We start from the raw sequence: 20,276 nt of genomic DNA, 5'->3' as shown, positions 1-20,276 counted from the left end.
GTTTCTGACTTCGGAAATTTCGGTTTTCAGCAAAATATGAGCAATTTTTATTGGCAAATGCCTTAATCTATCTGATCTACGAGGAATTTTAGCACCCGGGTGAAATCTTCAGTATAAACCCGCACGAAATACATGCCTTTGCTGGGAACTGCTACCGGTAATTCGGTGATTTTATCCAGCTCAATATTGTTGTAGGTACGAATTTCCTGGCCAAAGGCATTGAATAAAATGACCTTTTTGAGAGGTAACAGATCGGGGTTCTTAATTACTACCTCTTTAAATTTGGATGAATAGATTAGCTGAAGCCCTTTGCTGGGAGAAGTGGGTTCTTCGGGCACTTCACTTCCATCTCCATCGCCGTCACCCTCACCACTTCCGTCGTCTTCACCGTCACCATCATCTTCACCGTCACCACTTCCGTCATCATCGCCGTCTTCACCGCCCTCGTCCGGATTTTCCGGATCTTCTTTTTTCTCATGGAACACCACCGAATAACGGTCATGGATCTCCCCGGGTTCAATGGTGGCCGTGAAATCTGATGCTTTTAGGTTGTAATAGGTATCGGTCCTATTGTCTCTAATAAAGACCGGGAGCTCATCGGGGATGTTTTCCATCTCGTCTATAGCAATGGTGAACTCTCCTTCCGTAGAAATTTTGAGGCCGAGAGGTAAAACGCGTTCAGTATCGAAATCGGGTACCCCCTGTATCACCAGTTTATCCTGTTCTTCTCCCATGAGCCAGTACATATCTTCCTTATTGTTCTCAATAAGAGGGGCGTCATAGCCCAGGTCAAAGCCCGAAGTGGTTGCGGTATCGCGGGTCACCAGGAGCTGGCGGTGATAGCCGGCCGGAGATTCAAATTTGAGCCAAAGCCTCATTCTGTCTTCAACTGTAGGAGTTTGTTCGGGACCAGGGTTCAGGTTGACAGTTTTCTTCTCCATAAAATGGAATACGACTTTGGTGGAGTCAGATTCAGGCTGAAAAATCCTCTGGCCATTGTTAAATTTTACCTCTCCGCCCGTGATCGTTACATTTGGGTTAAGAGACAGAGCCGGATTTAATACGGTGTTGATGAAAAATCCCTGGCCCACGGCAATGTACTGGCGTGGTTTTTTACCTCCCTGCCGGTTTGGGTTCTGGTTATTAATCCTGGCATCATTAGCTATTGCGCGAATACCACCGGCAAGGTTGTAAATGGCGTAACCTCCAACATATTCGGTAAGAATATGAGTTTTATTGGCAAAATGGGACCAGAAATAAATTGAGCCATTGAATACATTTTGGGAATTTCTTCCTCCCGGAACATTCTTTAGGTTATCCCGAATAAATTCATTTGCGTCAATAGTTGAGGGGTACGGATTTCCGATTAAATAATTTTGATCAAGACCAATAGTTAAAGTGATCGGACCATTATTGGGCATGCCTCTAAACGTATAATTCTGTAGTTCTTTAATGTCTTTACTTCCCCTGGAGCCTTTCATGGTAAATCCTTCTCCTGTGGTAATGTGGGTTTCAGGGCTAATCTGTTTCCATTTGCTGTATTCCCCGGCTTTGCCAAAAAACTTATTGAGCCAGTAAGAGCTAATTCGGATAGGGCTCCCAACAGGGTAATCATGATCGGCGTAATGATATTGGGGGTTAAAGTCTATAGGTCCCGGGGCAGCAGGATTTGAGCCATCAAATAACACCCCCACATATTCACCGCCTGTTTTCGCTCCAATTTTATACCCGGAATTTGGCTCTGCACCCATCATACTTACCGGAGAACCCCAGTAATTGTAGTTATGGCTGCTGGCGGTACCCTGCTGGTCGCGTTCAAGGTAACCAGTGCCTTCTAATTTACTGCCTGCTGTTTGTAGGAGTTGTGATTCTCCATTAAGGTCGAGAACCCCGTCAAGCTTGAGATAATGTGTAACTGTAAGGCTGGTGCCATTTTTATTGTTTTCGCCGTTGAGGTCAAGAGTGCCTGCTTTGTCAAGGAGGGCCAGAAGGGTAATATTGCTGGCAGAAGCAGGATTGTTGATTTTTTTACCGTTAAGGTCTACGATGTTCCAGTTGATAGTTTCCCCATTTATCCCTGTAGTGTTTGGTGCATTCCATACCTTAGGCATAGTAATATTTCTTCCGTTGTATGGATTGGGCAGCTGCCAGGAATTTTTGTCGAACCAGTTTCCGTTACTTGTAAAAAGGATATAAGGAAGGGGAGCAGTGTTTTCCTGCATATCTTCTATGTTCTTAAGGTTCCCGTCTGCTGTATCTCCCAGGGCACCAAGATTAGGAGTGAAGCCATTAGATATGAGGTCTTCACGGGCCAGGAGCTGATAATATCCCAACAGTTTGCTCCATGATAGTACTTCGGGAGCATTTGGAAGCTCAAGGTCATTTTCAAGAACACTTCCGTTAACTTCTGAACCAATCTTCTCCAGCCGCTGGTTCATATAAAACCTGATATGTTCTACGCTAATGCCAGTGTTCCATATACGCAGCTCCTCAATAAAGCCTGAAAAATTATTTTTGCTTCCGGAAGGGGAGGAGGCATAAGTAGCCCCAATAATTGCCGGTGCATTGTTGTCATTAATATCGTTTGATGTAATTCCCGAATTCGATTTCACAAGGATACCATCCACATAGAGCTGTAATTGTCCACCGGTATTGACCCCGGCAATGTGGAACCAGCGATCGGTGGTTAGGGAGTTTACAGAAGTGACACTTTTGTTTCCTATCCTAAAAGAAGGGGCACCGTTACTTAGGAGAAGGTCGTAACCGGAATTGAGATTACCTTCTTCCCGTTTTGAAAGAATGGTCTTTGTTCCTGCTAAATCGTTAGGCTTTACCCAGGCTTCGATAGTAAGTTCGTTGTTGGTAATATTGTAGTGATCTCCCAGATCTACAAAATCATCCTGCCCGTCAAAATTGAGTCGGCTGCAGGCGGGGGGTAATTCAACAATTACCGTATCACTTTTTACGCATTCTTCAACATTTGGAGTTACTACCCAGTTTAATACATATTTTGTGTCTGTCTGCCCCGTAAACCAGGTGTCGGGGGCTAATTCATTCTCAAAAACAGGCAGCTCACCTGTTGATGGCTCAATAATTTCCCATCTTCCGGTACCCAGATTTGGATCTACGGGTGTTGCCTTTAGCTGAACCTTTCTTAAACCACATTCGGCAAGGATGATATCTTCACCCGCATTCACTATAATTTCCAGGGGCTGGTCTATCGTAATATTTTCAGAAAGAAGCGTACATCCATTTGCAGTATTTGCAGTAAAAGTATAGGCTCCGGCTTTGAGATTGGTTACCTGGAAGCTTCCGGTAGTATTGTTTATTTCCGAAGCCACTTCCTCCCCGTTATTGTTCAGTAATGTCAAGGTATAATTAGGTGTATCTCCCGCTATCAGCCCACCACTAACAATTATTGTTGCATTACCATCCTCCCCGTCAAAACAGGTAACATCTGTTACCGAGGTGCTGTCAATTTTTAATGCTGAAGGCTCTAATACTGGCGGGCTGCTAACTTCTACCTGGCAGCCATTGGTATCGATGACAATTACGGTATATCCCGACTCACTGGGAGAAAGATTAATGGCGGTTTGGGATGTTCCCACAGTATTTCCGTTTTGATCTTTCCATTCATATCTAAACGGGCCTGTTCCGGTTCCTTCTGTCACATTTACTGTTGCAGTGCCATCATGAGCACCAAAACAATTTACCGGCGTGACAGAAACTGTTGCCAGGGGAGAGTTGTAAAAAGAAATAGTAACCTCATCGGTACAGGTAGCGTTTGGATCATTAGAGGTTAGAGTAAGTGTCACCCCGTTTTCAGAAGTAAGATCAGCTTCTCCCGGAGTGTATATTGCATCCAGGGCTTTACTATTGGAAAAAGTCCCGGTGCCGTTTGTAGACCAGGTGCCGCCTGCGTTTGAACCTGATATTTGCCCATCCAGCTGAAGGCTTCCCACATTAGAACACACAGTTTGATCTTCGCCGGCATCTATACCCAAAACAGTCACAGTTGCTAAAGCCTCCTGAGGCTCGCACCCGTAAAAATCGGTTACAGTTAACTTATACTGGCCGGTCATATCTGCCGTGACATTTTCAATTATAAGGTTTTTTTCAGATGAAACTACATCTCCATTCGGGTTTGTCCAGGTATATTCAAACGGTTCCCTTCCTCCTTTAAATTCTGGAGTAATTTCCAGTATTTCTCCCTCACATAAAAATGTAGCCGGGATTTGATCAATAGAGAATTTGATTGATTCAAGAGTACCAAAGGATATGTCATCCAAGCCAAAATCATTACCTCCCGTGTCAGTGTTTAAATTTACTATTTCAAGAACGGCAGTTGTTGCATTTCCAGAATTCCAGAAAGGATTACTATAAAATTGTACCCAATTCGAAGTATTTACCTGATAATTACTTGTTGGTTTTGGGGCATTATTCAGATTGGCTACGGTTCCGGTATTCACCCCGTTAACCTTAAACTGTAACCGAGCTGGGCTTGAAGGGTTAAGATTCATACCCCAGGCACTAAAGTAGTAATTTGTATTAGGTTGGATATTGGTTATGGTCTGCCTCCAAATCACTTTTCCAGAGGCGGGGGCTCCGTTTACCAATAGGAATTTTCCGGAGCCAGTAGTATGATCCCGACCAAAGAAGTGCGGATGGTAAGCATATGGAGTAGGATGTGCATCTTGAGCTACTGTATAGGTTCGTTCAGCCCATAAAGCTGCAGTGCCTTGATTTCGATCGGTGTAAGCAGTGGGATAGGGTTTATAGTTGTATTCAGTATAGAAACCTGTATTACCATCTTCAAAGTCACCATTTATAATTAATTCATTAGAAACATCAATAAATCCTGTGCCGGTGCAACCAAATTCATCGGTGACAGTGACAGTATAAGTTCCCGCAATTTCGGCCTCTATCCTCCACGGTTCTCCTGTTACTGGAGTGATCGTTTTTCCCTGTGATTCCCAGTCATAGTCAGTATAATTTTGATCTGTGGTAATCTCAACAAATTTAGAATTGGTACAATAGTTTGCTTCTAATATTGGTTCTGGTGGAGTACGAACAATAACTTCAACAGTATCTGAGCCTGGACAATCAACGCTTTCATACTTGTATATGGCGGTGAATGTGGTTGCACCATTTACCTGAACATTTTTTGGATTTTGTTCGTAGGAAAATATCTCATCCGGCTTGTCTGATCGTATCCATGTTACTGTTGGTTGCTCAGTTCCTTCTCCAGTAATGCTCACATTGCCAATTGCCCAAAATCCTTCTCTTCTAGACCAGCCACTGCCATTATCATATAGAAACTGAATCTTTACATTAGGTTCATCTGTAGGAATCTCTATAAATTGTCCATTATCAGTAAGACCTGGAACCATGCTCATCCTCGAACCAATGTCACTCGTGTAAACTTCTTTTGTTTTCCAGGTATTTCCTCCATCTGTAGAAATTTGGACTTCTCCTGTATCATATTCATTGCGCCGTGAACTTCCACCATCTTTATATGCGTGAGTAAAATTTAAAACAACTTTAGAATAACCCATTGTGTTAAAGCTGGGACTAACCAAAGCAATGTCGTCAAAGTCCCCAGAATGTTCTTCACTGTTTACCACAAAAAATGGTGAATTTTCATTTGAGAAATCAAATTCTGCTTCACAAGTTGACCACCAGCCACAACCATATTCATATTTGCCATTTTCTCCTTTTCTCCATCTGTTTCCAGTGGAGGGATCTTTTGACCATTTATCACGATGTGATTGGTTACTGAAATTCCAGTTTGCAATTATTGGCGGGAGGTTTTCCTCAGTTGCTACTTCTGCATTAGAATATAAGTCCACATAACTCTCACCAGGACAGATTTCAATAATTTTAGAGTTTTTATTTTCTGAAGCACCGTGGAGGACAATAGAAGCGTCAACATCTGGTGCTCTTTTAACCAAAACCCGTACTTCATAAGGAGTTGGGTTATCACACTGGTTGGAACTCAAATAAATTTTATAAATCCCACTTATGTCTTCAGCTGTAGAGTTTAATAATTTTTCTTTTATAGTTCCCGTGCCGCTATTAGCTGAATTCTCGCCTATTGGCTCACGTTCCCATCTGAAAGAGGTATTCGGTGTATCACTTGATGGATGAAATTCAAATATATCACCACCACAAATTGTAAAACTATATTCTAGGGCCTCAGAATCTGTAGAAGGATTGCTCAGCCGGGGTACTGGATTGACCGTTGTTTTTACTGTTTGGGTATTGAGGCATCCTTCAGGTGAAGAAATGTTTACCTCATAAGTGACTTCAACTGGTTGATTTGAAGTGTTTCTCAAGGTTTCACCTATATTACCGGAGCCATTCCCTGTAGAATTACTGGAAATATCAGGGTGTGGTAAACGATTCCAGGTTATTTCAGTATCAGGATCATTTGTTTTGAGTTCATATTCAAATGCAGTATTCGAACAGGCGTCTGGTGCGTTCAGAGATACTATTAATTCCGGTGTTTGATTTACAATAATTTCTTTTTCAATTGAACAGCCAGTAGTTGAGGTAGCAATAATGTTATAGACACCCGGATCTGCTTCTTTTGGATTTTGGACTTGACTTCCGTTTTTAAAATAGGCTAAACTTAAACCTGTTGAGGAGTTAGGGGTAAATTCTAATAGTGTTAGATCTGTAGGTGAACAAAGGGAATCAGCATTAATAAATTCGAAATAAGGTGTAGGATTCACAGTAACAGTCACGCTAATAGGCGTACCAGTACATCCATTGGCTTCAGGCACAATTCGGTACTTTACAAGCTGTGGCTGGGAGCTGCTGTTGGAAAGCGTTTGAACAATCTTGTTACCAGAGCCTGCAGCAGCCCCTGTAATCTCATTGCCTGCTTCAGCAATAGTCCAGGTGAAGGAAGTGCCGCTGCCGCTTAAATTTAAAGAAGTACTCTCCCCCGAGCATATTTGCTGGCTCGCCGGACTCACGGAAACCGTTGGGGTGGGATTCACCGTTACATCATAATTCACCGGTGCTCCCGTGCACCCATTCACTACCGGTGTAATGGTGACAGTGGCCGTTCCCGTCTTAGCAGTAAAAGCAGGAATCTCGGTAACATTTGATCTGTTCGATAGCCCAATGGCCGAACCGCCTGAAATATTAAATTTTGTCCCTGCTACCGTAGAGCCAAGAGGCAGGATATCTGTTGTTTGTCCGTTACAATACGTCTGGTTCTCAGGAAAAACATTTACTTCCGGCCTGGGTTTTACCGTTATGGTAAAAGTTTCCACTTTCCCGGTACAATTATTTGCTGAAGGAGTAAGGCTAATGGTAGCAACCTGGGTCACATGAGTGCCATTAGTGGTGGCGACAAATGCAGCAATATCTCCATTTCCGGCCGGGTTAAGACCAATGTTAGAATTATCATTGGTCCAGGCTACTTCACTTCCTGTTACCGACACGTTTGAAAGATCAATCTTACTAATCGTTTCTCCTTCACATACCACAATATCATTAGGTTTTGTGACAGATGGAGTAGGATTGATCGTTATGGAAAAATTTGTTGCCTCCCCTTCGCAGGCATTCCCGAAAGGAATAACCTCAAATACGGCGGTAACAGATTCATTAGTGTTGTTTTTAGCCGTAAAAGCGGGGATATTTCCGGTTCCACTGGAAGCCAGTCCAATATCAAGACTGCTTCCGGAAGCACTTTTATAAGACCAGGAATAAGATTTGTTTGCTAAAGTGTTACCGGTAAATGTAATTGCAGGAAGAGATTCAGTATTACAAAATTCATTGCCGTCAATTGCCGGCACATCAACAGTGGGTTCAGGTATGTTGACGGTTTGATCTTTAGTGCTGAAATTTCCTTTTTCATCGGTAAAGGTCCATGTAACAAGGTACTGCCCCGGAGCATCAAATACCATTTCAGGCGTTTCTCCCTGAATTTCTCCTGAACAATTATCCTGAGCTACAGGAATAGGAATAGCCTCGCCGCAACTCCAGTCTTCCAGTGTGGTGATATTGGGAGGGGTTGGAGCTTCCTTATCTTCAACAAGAACTTTCATTGATGCTGAAGTGGTGTTGCCTGCAGCATCGGTAAGCGTGTATTTTATCGAGGTGGTTCCAATATTGAAGGTCCTGTTTCCCACCTGATTTGTTCCTGAAGCCTTAGTCGCGCCGGTCATTTCCCAGCTCAAGGTTTCCCCCGAACAGTTGTCGCTAAAACTCACATTTGGAACAGCGATAGATGCAGTACACTGCCCTGTGTCTGTATTCTCAAAAATGTCATTTCCGAGGGTAATTTTTGGAGCTTCATCATCAGTAACCGTAATGTCGACAGACCCAGAAGTTTTTAATCCTGCTGCATCGGTGACGGTGTAACTAATGGTGGTTTTTCCAATGTTGAAGGTTTTGGTACCCACCTGGCCATTTCCATTTCCTGAAGTCACACCGCTCATGGTCCAACTTAATTCTTCCCCCGGACAGTTATCGCTAAAACTCACATTCGGAATGTCGATGGAAGCAGTACACTTTCCTGTATCTGTATTCTCAAAAATGTCATTTCCGAGGGTAATTTTTGGAGCTTCATCATCAGTAACCGTTATATCGACAGATCCAGAAGTTTTTAATCCGGCTGCATCGGTGACGGTGTAGTTAATGGTGGTTTTTCCAATGTTGAAGGTTTTGGTACCCACCTGGCCGTTTCCATTTCCTGAAGTCACACCGCTCATGGTCCAACTTAATTCTTCCCCCGAACAGTTGTCGCTAAAATTCACAGTTGGAACAGCGATGGAAGCGGTACATTTCCCTGCATCTGTAGTGTCAGAAATGTCATTTCCGAGGGTAATTTTTGGTGCTTCAGCGTCTGTAACCGTTATATCGACAGATCCAGAAGTTTTTAATCCGACTGCATCGGTGACGGTGTAATTAATGGTGGTTTTTCCAATGTTGAAGGTTTTGGTGCCCACCTGTCCGTTTCCATTTCCTGAAGTCACACCGCTCATGATCCAACTTAATTCTTCCCCCGAACAGTTGTCGCTAAAATTCACAGTTGGAACAGCGATGGAAGCGGTACATTTCCCTGCATCTGTAGTGTCAGAAATGTCATTTCCGAGGGTAATTTTTGGTGCTTCAGCGTCTGTAACCGTTATATCGACAGATCCAGAAGTTTTTAATCCGACTGCATCGGTGACGGTGTAATTAATGGTGGTTTTTCCAATGTTGAAGGTTTTGGTGCCCACCTGTCCGTTTCCATTTCCTGAAGTCACACCGCTCATGATCCAGCTTAATTCTTCTCCCGAACAGTTATCGCTATAATTTACAGTTGGAACAGCGATAGTGGCAGTACACTTTCCTGTATCTGTATTCTCAAAAATGTCATTTCCGAGGGTAATTTTTGGAGCTTCAGTGTCTGTAACGGTGACAGTCATGGAGTCTTCAGCAGTAGTATTATTATCCCCATGCGCTTTAAAGACAATAGTTGTTGTTCCCTTTTGAAAGTTGTAGGTGCCTAACTGTCCCGTGCCAGATGCCGTTGTGGCTCCAGTCATAGACCATGAAAGGCTGTTTCCGGTATAAGTTACATTTGGGATACCAATGGAAGCTGAACATTTTTCCGAATTGGTATTTTTATCAATGTTTGCCGGCGCGCTAACTGTAGGGTCTTCGGAGGTATTGAAGCTTAATGCAAAAATTCCTTTGGGAGATTCGTACCAGGGAGTGCCAAAGTTTTCAGTTGGTTGAGGGTAAGTATAAGATCTGAGATTTGGGATGGACATGAAGGAGCCGGGGACAGGGGAGCCGACCAGTAAAAATAAGACCAGAATCTTTACAGGAGTAAAAAATTTCTCCATACCAAACCATTAGAAATCAGGTGGTAAAAGTAGGAAAAAAAATCAAGTCTTAAATTTTTACTTTATTTTAATAGATTAAAAGCTTCAAACATAGACCAAGTGTATGTGCTTGGGGTAAAATTAGTAAGTACATATTAAATCAGGGTTTTCAAATTCTACTCCAGAACTACTTTTTTTGTCACAATTCCGCGTTCTGTATGCAGCTTCAAAACATATACTCCCGAACTGAATCGCTCTACCGGTAATTCCTCTTTTGTTGTTAATGGTATATTATAATAAATATGTACCTGTTGTCCTGAAAGGTTGTTCAGGTAAATTCGATCCACCCTGATCAATTCGGGATTTTTGATCACAATTTTCCTGGTGCCATTTACATACAGCACTTCAAAAGGACCATCTTCTACTACAGTCACAGGATCTTCAGGTGCTGTTATTGGGGTATTGTCTTTAAAAACAAGTTTAAAACGCTCTGTAAAAACGCCTTCATCAACATCTGTGATATAAGGTTCCTCTCTAAGATTGTGTACTATTCCTTTGAGGCTGTCTTTCAGGAATATTGCTTTATCATCTGCAATATTATCCAACTCATCTATACTAATCTTTACACTGCCTTTTTCTTTAATCTTGAGTCCTAACTGAAGTTCCCTTTCCCGATCAAAATCCCTCACGCCCTGTATTACAAACTCACTGTTGTTAAAATACCAGTACATGTCTTCAGCATTATTTTCTATGAGCGGGGCATCATATCCCAAATCGAAATTGTCGCTGGCGTTAGGATCGGCGGTGGCTAAAATCTGACGGTGATATCCTTTTGGAGATTTGAACTGCAGCCAAATACGTTCTTGTTCTTCCGTTGATGAAGTTGCCTCCTCTTTTCCGAAGATATCTTTCTTTTCCTGTGAATGAAAAACTGACTTGTTGATGTCGTTTTCAGTTATAAAAAATCTCTGGCTGTTTTTAAAGGTCACCTGTCCTCCATGAATGGTGATATTTGAAGCTTCTGCAATCTTAGGGTCTAAACCGGTATTGACAAAAAATCCCTGGCCTACAGGAATGAATTGTTGAGGAATGCGACCGCCTTTATCTTCCGTAGCATTTATGCGATCATCTATAGCCACAGCAATTACCCCGCCCGAGAGATTATAAGTGGCATAACCGCCAATATATTCTTCGAGGTAATGGGTTTTATTTGCAAAATGGGACCAAAAATAAATGGTGCCGTTAAAGATATTTGAAGCGTTTCGGCCATTGGGCACGTCCCGCATGTTATCGCGTATAAATTCCCTGGTGTCTATAGCTGAGGGATAGGGGTTGCCAAGAAGGTAGTTCTCTCCTGTGCCTGTAGCACTCATGGCCTCCATTAAAATTGTGCCGTTGTTAGGAAGCCCTCTAAAAGTATAGTTTTGGGAACCGAGAATTGCTGCTGCCCCCGAAGTCCCTTTCATACTGTAGCCTTCTCCCACCTGCAAAGTTCCCGTGCTACCAATATGTTCCCATCTGAAATAATTATTTGCCGTGCCGTGGAATTTGTGCAGCCAGTAAGCACTTATTTTGCGCGGACTTGTAAAACCTGCATCGGCGTGATGATATGTATTGCCGAAATTGATATTGACAGGAGTAGGAGTGGTGCCGTCCATCATTACCGCTCCCACAGAATAATCGGCATTAAGGCTACCGGGGCTCACCGGCGAAGACCAGTAATTATAATTATAACTGCTGGCGGTGCCTTGTTGGTCCCGGTCCAGGTAACCCGTTAGCTGCCGGTCTATCCCACTGGTTTGATCTACTACACTTCCATTTGGTTGAATGAGCTGTGACTCTCCATTGAGGTCAATGATGCCGTTAAGTAGAAGGTAGTGGGAGATAAAAAGCCTGTTTCCGCTGCCGCCGCTGGTCCAGCCCGGTGGATTTACGCCTTCCATATCCAGAATATTGGCTTCTGATATTAATCCCAGCAGGGAGATATTCCTGTTGCCCGAAGTTATAGAATGAGAGGTTCTCACGATGTTCCAATCTACAGCCCCTGAATTTGGAAGCTCCCAAACATTTGGGCGTAGCCAGGTTGCCTGATTCTCCCAAACGCCGTCGCTGCCCGAAAAATATGGGAGGGGAGCTGTGTTCTCCTGGTTGGTTTCCATATTGACCAGTCGGCCGGGAGATGGAGTTACAGCCCTGTCGGGAGTGAATCCGTTAGTTGGTTTGTCTTCTTCAAGGTAGGCTACAGGGCTGTTCGCCAGGGGTTCGGGTGCGGCAGAGATCAGCCGATAGTAACCGGCAAGATCGGAATAGTCAAGGCCTCCCGGAACATCCATAGGAATCTGTTCCCCCATTTGTGCTCCGTTTGCAATGAGCCGCTGGTTCATCAGGAAACGGATCTGATCAACACTGAGCGCCTTGTTCCACAATCTCAGTTCTTCTATCCAGCCTGAAAAATGATTTGCAGGTTTTCCATTGATCAATTCGGCACCTATAAGTGTTTGGGAACCTGAACCACTGCCCAGGGATAAATCACTTTTTTCGATACCGTCTATATACAGTTTCCCGTTAGAAACAGCAAGGTGGTACCACCGGGAATTAGGGGTGACATTTGCCGGAGTGGTAACACGAAAATTTGGCCCCGATATTATTGTTCCGCCGGCTAGTTCGGGCCTTATCCAGGCTTCAATACTATTTACGCCTGCATAAGCATCTTCTATAACAATCAAGTCGTTTTCTCCATCAAAATCCAGAGCTGTACAGGGTTTAAAAATTACTTCAAGAGGTTGGGGTGCAGGAGGGCAAATTTGATTTTCTATGATATTTCCGTCAGGATCTTTTTCCCCGGGCAGCAGTTCCCAGCTTACATTAAAGGAGTTGAAATCATGGGCACTAAAAATAATATTCGGGTTGAACATGGGGTCGCTGGTATCGGCAGGTTCAATATTGGCTATTGAAAATTTGCCATTTCCTGAGATATTCCATTTACCTACATAGCCATCAGGAGTAGGATAGCTCTGGCTTTCTCCCGAGATGGCTCCAGTAGCTGTAGCCGTTAACCTAACCTGCATATTTCCGCAGCTGCCATAATCAGCTGTGACAGCGGTGGTCCACTTATCGTATACAAATACCCTTATCTCTTCAGAATGTACAGCAGTTTCACATGATCCATTGGAGTATTCAAGAGTTGTGGTGATATCTGAAACATTCCAGCCTATTTGTTTAGGGAACCAGGTTTCAGTATAATTTGTTCCTATTATTTCGGGTACCTCACCGGTATGATCCTGCCATACCATACCAACATTTGCAGGGCCGTCAGGAATACTAATACCGTCTACAGCCCATACATCGCCCTCTCTAAGGCCCCTGTAATTAAAACGTATTTGTAGATTGCTAAGCCCCATATAATCACCCAGGTCAATTTCGATCTTATTCTCGGGGCGGGAATTTTTGTCGCCACCCCCAAAATCATTGGTATGGCCGCTTTTTGCGGGTCCTGTTTTCACATAGAGCTGCTCCCATGTGTTACCACCGTCTCGTGTGATCTTTACGATAATGGCTGCGGCCTCTGTAAGATTGTATGCCTGGTCAAATCTAAGTATAGCTTCATCCATTGCTGTAATGCTAAACACCGGAGTAATTAACTGAGAGCCGGTAAAAGCACCCGAAACTACTGCAATTCCTTTATTGCCATCATTTCCAATACCGGAGTCATACCGCACCAGTGACAGGTCATTTGGCGAATTGATGTTCGCCGTCCAAAGATCTACGGGATTGGTGCGAAGCCAGTTGTTGGCCCTCCCATTGTCTGCGCTGGAATTAAAATCTCCTTCGCTGCCATTACTATTGATGATGGTCCAGCCATGGTTGGTAATAGACGAATTGTCGAAATTACCGCCTTCTCCTATTTCTGTGCCCGATTCATAACCGCTACCTGCAGTAAGCACTACCGGATCGTCAATACAAATCACCGCCTTGTCGGCAGTTACCGGAGTAGGCTCAATATCCGAAGAAATAACACTTAAAATTGCTGTTTTTGAAGCTACAGGAGAGGTCGCAGTACAGGAGCCACTGCTTATTTGAACCTGGAATACCGTAGTTTCAGTCAATCCAAGGCTTTCAATTGTGGCCCCGGGAAGGGTAGTGCCGGTAAAATTTGTTCCATCAGAATTTAATACGGTCTCACTGCTTCCCGAAAATGTTTTGTATTGCCATGCCATAATCTGACCTTCATAATTTGATAGCACGAGATCGGCAATGAGGCCGGTATTTCTTTCTGAAATTTCACAGGTGCTAAACAGTCTGCCAAAAACCTCAGTGCCTTTTACAAAAGACAGCTCTCCGCCCTCAGGTTGCACGTCTATTCGCAACTCAACGCTAGTGGAAACCTCCGGGCAGGCCCCGCTGGCCATGATGGTGTAGGTAACCGTGTGCACACTTGCAGGATCATTGGGAAGGTTTGCGGTACTTGCGGCAAGGTCTATGACTCCGGCAGAATCTATTACAAGTCCCGCAGAACCGGTGAATGTTCCGCCCGGGTCTCCACTTATTACAGGAGCAGGGGTAGTGCCTGAACTTTGACAAAATGCAAAAGCAGGATAGCTGAAACCTGCATCGGGTAACTTTTGTATAGTTACAGCAAATTCAGCACTAACAGGGTTACAGGCGTCATTAGGGTTATCAACAGTGTTAACCACCACGTATGAGCCCGGCTGGGAAGCAGCAAGATCGATCTCCCCGGTGGCAGGGTTTGCAAAAATGAGTCCGCCGTTATTGTTTTTTTCTGAAAAAGTTCCCGCCACTGCACCTGTTGGAAATTGCACAAGAGGATTAGGATCGTTGGAACAATATTGATTGCTATTGTATGAAAAATCGGGCACTGGCTTATCATCAATAGATATTTCAAAAGTAGATGTAACAGCAGCACAGCCATCTTCCATTGTTCCTGAATAATCTACAGTTCTGGTAACCATATGGGCTCCCGAAGCACTTGCATCTACATCAATTTCTCCTGTAGATGCGTCTTTAAACACCAGGCCCGTAGTGTTGCTGAAAAAGTCAGTATCGGTATACAAAAGCCCGGTTTCATTGATCTTCAGGGAAGGGTTTGCAGCCCTTGTGTCACGGCAAACAGCAGGCTGAGTATAGCTGAAATCGGCTGCCGGAAGATCTCCAATAATCAGCTCGACTGTTTCAGAAACGGCTGTACAAATACCATTTTCTGGGATTTCAAAAGTGACAAAATATCTGCCCGGTGTACTTCCGGAAGGATCTATTTCCCCGGAAGTAAGATTTAAATCGAGCACATTCCCCGTATCTCCGGAATAGGAAAAAAGCCCTTCAGAAATTGTGGCATTTGAGATATTCAGCACGGGTGCCTGTGCGGTGTTGACAGAGACGCAAAACTCTGATTGTGCATACCCGAAGGAGTTGATCACCGGAAGTTCATTTATGGTAATTAGCACCTCATCAAATGCAGAAGTACATCCGCCATTGCCCATGGCCGTAAGGGTAAGGGTGATTTCCCCGGTTTCACCGGTGCCGGGAAGGTAATTGGGGGTCATAGCATTCACATTGTCAAAGGTTCCCGTGCCGGTGGTGCTCCATTCCAGTGACGCATAATTGCTTGCAACGGCATCATTTCCAACAGCGATAGCAGTGTTGGTAGAACAGGCTTCTATAGCGCTGCCGGCATCAACAAATGGGGCAGCGTTCACGGTGACCGAAGCTATTTCTGAAAACCCCTCCTCACAGGCGTATCCATCGGCCCCGGTGATAAGCACATCATACTGCCCGGCATCAGAGGCCTGGGCATTTGGAATTACCAGGCTTGCCAAATTTGCTCCTTCCAGAGCTACGCCATCCTTTCTCCATTGGTAACCTGGCGCCCCGCCCGAAGCTGTTGCTGAAACTGAAAGATTAATTTCTGCTCCCGCACAAACTTCCTGAGGCTGAGGTTGTGTGGTCACCACAATATTTTCATCTACGGTCACCGTAACAGTTTCCGAAGAAACAGCATCACAGTGAGCAGCTCCGCTTACCATGACGTAATAGTTGCCGTGGTCTTCGTTTACCGAGGCTGTTTTAATTTCATAGATCGCTGCGTTAGCCCCGTTAACGGGATTCCCGTCTTTATACCACTGGTAAGTCAAACTGGCCCCTGAGGCCGCTACTTCAAGCTGCGTATTATTTGCGGAACAGACAGCTACAGGAAAAGGTTCGGAAGTAATAACTATTTTTTCATGTATCGTAACCGGCAGGTAAACCTCCCGGGCCGGGCAGCCGCTGGTAGCAGGAATGTTGTAGGTGAGGGTGTAGGTTCCCGCTGTGAGACCTGCCGGGTCAAAAGTGCCATTTTCAGGATCCATTCCCGGGATTCCTGAAAAAGTGCCTCCCGTATAGTTGCCGGTTCCGGTCAATTGAGGCGTTAGTGCAGTCTGGCTGCTATCGTTGCAAAATTCGGTTTGACCTCCTGCAAAAGCAAGACTGGCAGTGGGGGCGGCAGTAATTGTTACCTGCGTGGTTTCTTCACTGGAAGCACAACCCCCGGCTTCAGAAATAGTATAAATGACCGTATAAATGCCCGGATCACTGGCTGCCGGATTTATGGCCCCGGTAACAGGGTCGAGGTTCAGGATATTAGCTGCAGTATTTGCTGAATATGAAAAAGTTCCTTCGGAATAATTTCCGGAAGTATTCCCGAAAATGACATTTTTGACACCCGAGTCTGAAGTACAATAGGATCCCGAATAACTAATATCGGCATTAGGGGTTTCATTAACAACAAGCGCAATATTGTTCGAGGTAAGCTTACTACAGCTGTAGCCTGTGGCTCCTCCTATTTCTACGGAATAATTCCCCGCATCGCCGGGAGTAACTCCTGCCAGGCTATAGGTACTTTGATTTGCTCCCGAAATTGGATTTCCGGAATTGTCAAACCATTGATATACCAGGTTTTCATCATCTGAAGTAGTAGTAACCGAGAAAGTAACAGCACCGCCTTCACATATTTCATTATTAGCCGCATCGGAAACGAGGGCCAGGATTTCCATTTTTTGATCAATGATCAGTTGTACTTCATTAGATTTTACGGTGGAACAGGGGGAGGCACCGCTCACTTCCACGTAATAGTAAGCTTCATCTGCTTCCGTCGAAGACTGAATACTGTAAGTAGCCGAATTTGCACCTGAAATGGCCGTACCGCTTCCACTGCCTTTGAACCATTGATAGGTTAAGCCGTCTCCTGAAGCTTCTACTGAAAGATTAACAGCCTCCCCTTCGCAAATCCTTGTTTCCTGAGGCTGCGAAGTAATGGCAACTGACTCGAAAATGGTTATTTCGGTAGTAAGAGGTGGATATCCGCAGGATAAAGGATCATCAAAAGCATAAGTGATAATATAATTTCCGGGAGGAACGCCATTTGGGGAAAAGGAACCATTTGTGGCATTTACGGCAATGCCCGTAGCCGAAAACAGCCCCCCTTCAAAAATTCCTGCCGTATTTGAAAATTGAGGCGTATAAACCTGGGTATCAGAATTGCAGAAGGAATCCTGGTTATATGTCAGCACAGCATTGGGAATGGGGTTTACTAAGATGGTGGTGCTGCCTGTAATATTCTCGGAACACCCGGCACCATTGGTGTAGGCGATCGACATTAAAGTGTAAGTTGTGGTTTGAAGCAGATTTCCCGTTGTCACCGAAGCCTTGCCCGAGCTGTCGAGATTGGCAGTAAAACTTGAGGCGCCATTGGAGTAGGAAATTGTGGTATTTGGAGTTCCCGAGATTTCCAATGTGGTGCCTGTATTGTAACACACTTCAGAATTTGCAGAAGTGAAGCTGGCACTAGGCTTATCCCGAAAATAGACCTTTACTTCATCATTGTACTCTTCAATTGGAGAGTCACATTCTCCTTTGGGGTCTTCTGTTTTTAAGCGGATGCTAATATATTCTTTTGCAAAATCGGCTGCCACCGGGGTGTAACTAAAAGTGAAATTCTTAACTGGTCCATTGGGAGGATTGGGGAGAGCACCGGAAGCATCGGGGGAGTAAATGTTAACTACCTTAATAGATTTGTTGCTGAAGGAAACATTGGCAGTAAATGAGATGGGAGCGGAGACTTCGCAAACTGTTAGATCTGGGCCTAAATCGGCAACTACGTATTTACCCAGGGTTATCACAAATGGGTCTGAAGCTACACTACTTCCGCAAGTATTATTTGCTTTTACACTAACACTGCCGCTACTTAAAGCAACATTTGCGGAAATATCTACAGTAATGCTTTCAGTGCCTTTGCCATCAACAATATACCAGCCGCCTGGCAGATTCCAGGTATAATCTGTTGCATGATCTGTTTTATCAATAGTAAAAGTAACTCCGTTAATAGGTGGGCAAACATTAAGGCTGGATAGGCTGCTCCTTATGGGGCCAGGTTTTAAAGGAACTGAATTAAAAGATTCTATTGCGAAACTTGGTGAGGCTGAACTTTCCCCACATTCATTTATAGCCAGAACAGTTAGGCCTAATGCTCCGGATGAAGTGATAGGGAGTTCAACTGAAGGTCCCGTGGTGGTAAGGGAAGTACCGTTAGACAGTATCCACTTATAGCCGGTAGCATAATTTACACTGCCTACAGTAAAGGTGTTGGTGCTTCCCATGCAAACCTGTGCGGGGCCTGAAATACCTGCCGGTGCAGGGGGAACGAGATGCTTTACAGAAACCGGAAAGCTGTCGCTCACCTCACCACAAGCCTGTGCTGAGGATGCGGTCACCGATATATTTCCATCCTGCCCAAATGAACCTGCTGTTACGGTTACTGAGTTCTCATTGCTGGAGGTGATAATCCAGCCGGCAGGAACCGTCCAGGAGTAATTATCTGCTTTGGCATCTGCGGGTACAGAAAAGATCAGGCCTGTGGCTCCTTCACAAAAGCTGCTTTCCCCATTAGAATTGCTAATCTTTACAGCACCGGGAGCGCCGTCGTCTACTTCTATGATCATAGATGAGACTGTGCTGCTGCCGCATTCATTTTTCGCCAGGACCTCCAGGGTATGGGGGCCAACTGCTGTGGAATTAAAAAGGAAATTTGTTCCGGTATTTTCATTAATCAGCTTCCCGTCCAGGATCCATTCATAAGTGTCGGCGTATGGCACGGCACTTATTGAATAAGTGGCGTCTATACCAGTGCACACCAGGTTTGCGCCTGTAATAGCTCCGGGCATGGAAGGAACCGGATCATTAACACTCACACTAAGACTGCTGCTGGTACCGGGCGAACATTCGTTGGAGGAATAGACAGAGACAGTACCATTTTCTCCGGATTCGATCCCGCTAACGGCGATTGAATTTGAGGTGCTGGATCCAATCCATCCGGCAGGCAGGCTCCAGGTATAACTGGTTGCTTCTCTGTCGTTTGTTACCGAAAGTGTTATGTTTTCACCGGGGCAAATGATGCCGTCATTATCTTCATCTGTGATCTGAATTTCCGAAGGTGTGGCGGGTATGCCGGGACCCACTGTGACATCCAGCGTAGTCGTAGCACTTTGGCCACATTCGTTTTCGGCCTTAACAGAAATTGTCTGCATCGTAGCACCGGCCTGGCCGGTGGTGAGCGTGATAATATTTGTTGTACTGGCACCTTCCCATCCTGTGGGTAAAGTCCAGATGTAATTACTGGCGGCAGGATCACTTGTGACTGAAAAAGTAACTGAGGTTTCGGGACATATAACCGTGTCGGGTTCTGTGTCAATGGAGATGGCCGAAGGTTGGGAAGGCATTCCTGCTTTGTGCGAAATATTGATAATGTTGCTTTCAAAAGGGTCAACACAGGGAACAGAGGAGGTCATATAGAGTTTTACCTGCCCGCCATCTGGAATGGCAGCAGAGGTGAATGTAGAAGCTGTGCTTAAAATGCTGTTGTTGCTGAGCAGCCTCCATTCATAAGTCGCCCCCGAACCCCCGTGATTAAAAGGGCTTGAAGAGAAAGTGATTTGTTCGCCGGGGCAAATATGGGTTTTATCGGCACTTATGTTAACACTGCCTGTCTTGTTTTCATAAACCGTGATGGTTGCGGAAGAGTTGCTGGTTAGGGTATTTACTCCTGTAGTGCCGCCACAGTAGGTTACTTGCAACCTTATCCTGTTACTGCCAATAGCCGCTGCATAATTTGAAAGGTTGGCAGTCTCTGCGCCAAAACCGGAAATATTGGTCCATGCACCCCCGTTTACCTGTACCTGCCACTGGTATTCATAGGGGATCTGTGGATTGGATGGAGATACCGCGGCACTAAAATTTAAGGGTTCGCCTTCACAAATACTGCTCCCGGTATGGTTGGTAATGGAAAACGTAGGCACAGCGTCTGTACACTCCTGCCCCCAGCTTATAAACGGAGTAAGAATAAGAGCCCAAAAAACAGCAATTTTACCGAGTAGTTTTTTTACCATATTCACAGCACGT

The 20,276-nt window shown here is 44.7% G+C and carries 2 protein-coding genes; both read right to left on the bottom strand.

Features of this window, described 5'->3' with window-relative positions; genetic code table 11:
* Positions 1–62 precede the first annotated feature (62 nt).
* A complete protein-coding gene (locus JRG66_RS03285) occupies positions 63–9,848 on the bottom strand; it encodes a DUF8693 domain-containing protein (RefSeq protein ID WP_265164321.1) in 9,786 nt (3,261 codons plus the stop codon).
* Between the two features lie 155 nt (positions 9,849–10,003).
* Positions 10,004–20,263 (bottom strand): PKD-like domain-containing protein, encoded by a 10,260-nt coding sequence (locus JRG66_RS03280; protein WP_265164320.1) that lies wholly within the window; start codon positions 20,261–20,263, stop codon positions 10,004–10,006.
* Between the last annotated feature and the right edge of the window lie 13 nt (positions 20,264–20,276).

Origin of the sequence: Salinimicrobium tongyeongense (genome assembly GCF_026109735.1) — a bacterium.
In the GTDB taxonomy this organism is placed as follows: Bacteria; Bacteroidota; Bacteroidia; order Flavobacteriales; family Flavobacteriaceae; genus Salinimicrobium; species Salinimicrobium tongyeongense.
This window is presented reverse-complemented; position numbering and strand designations above follow the sequence as displayed.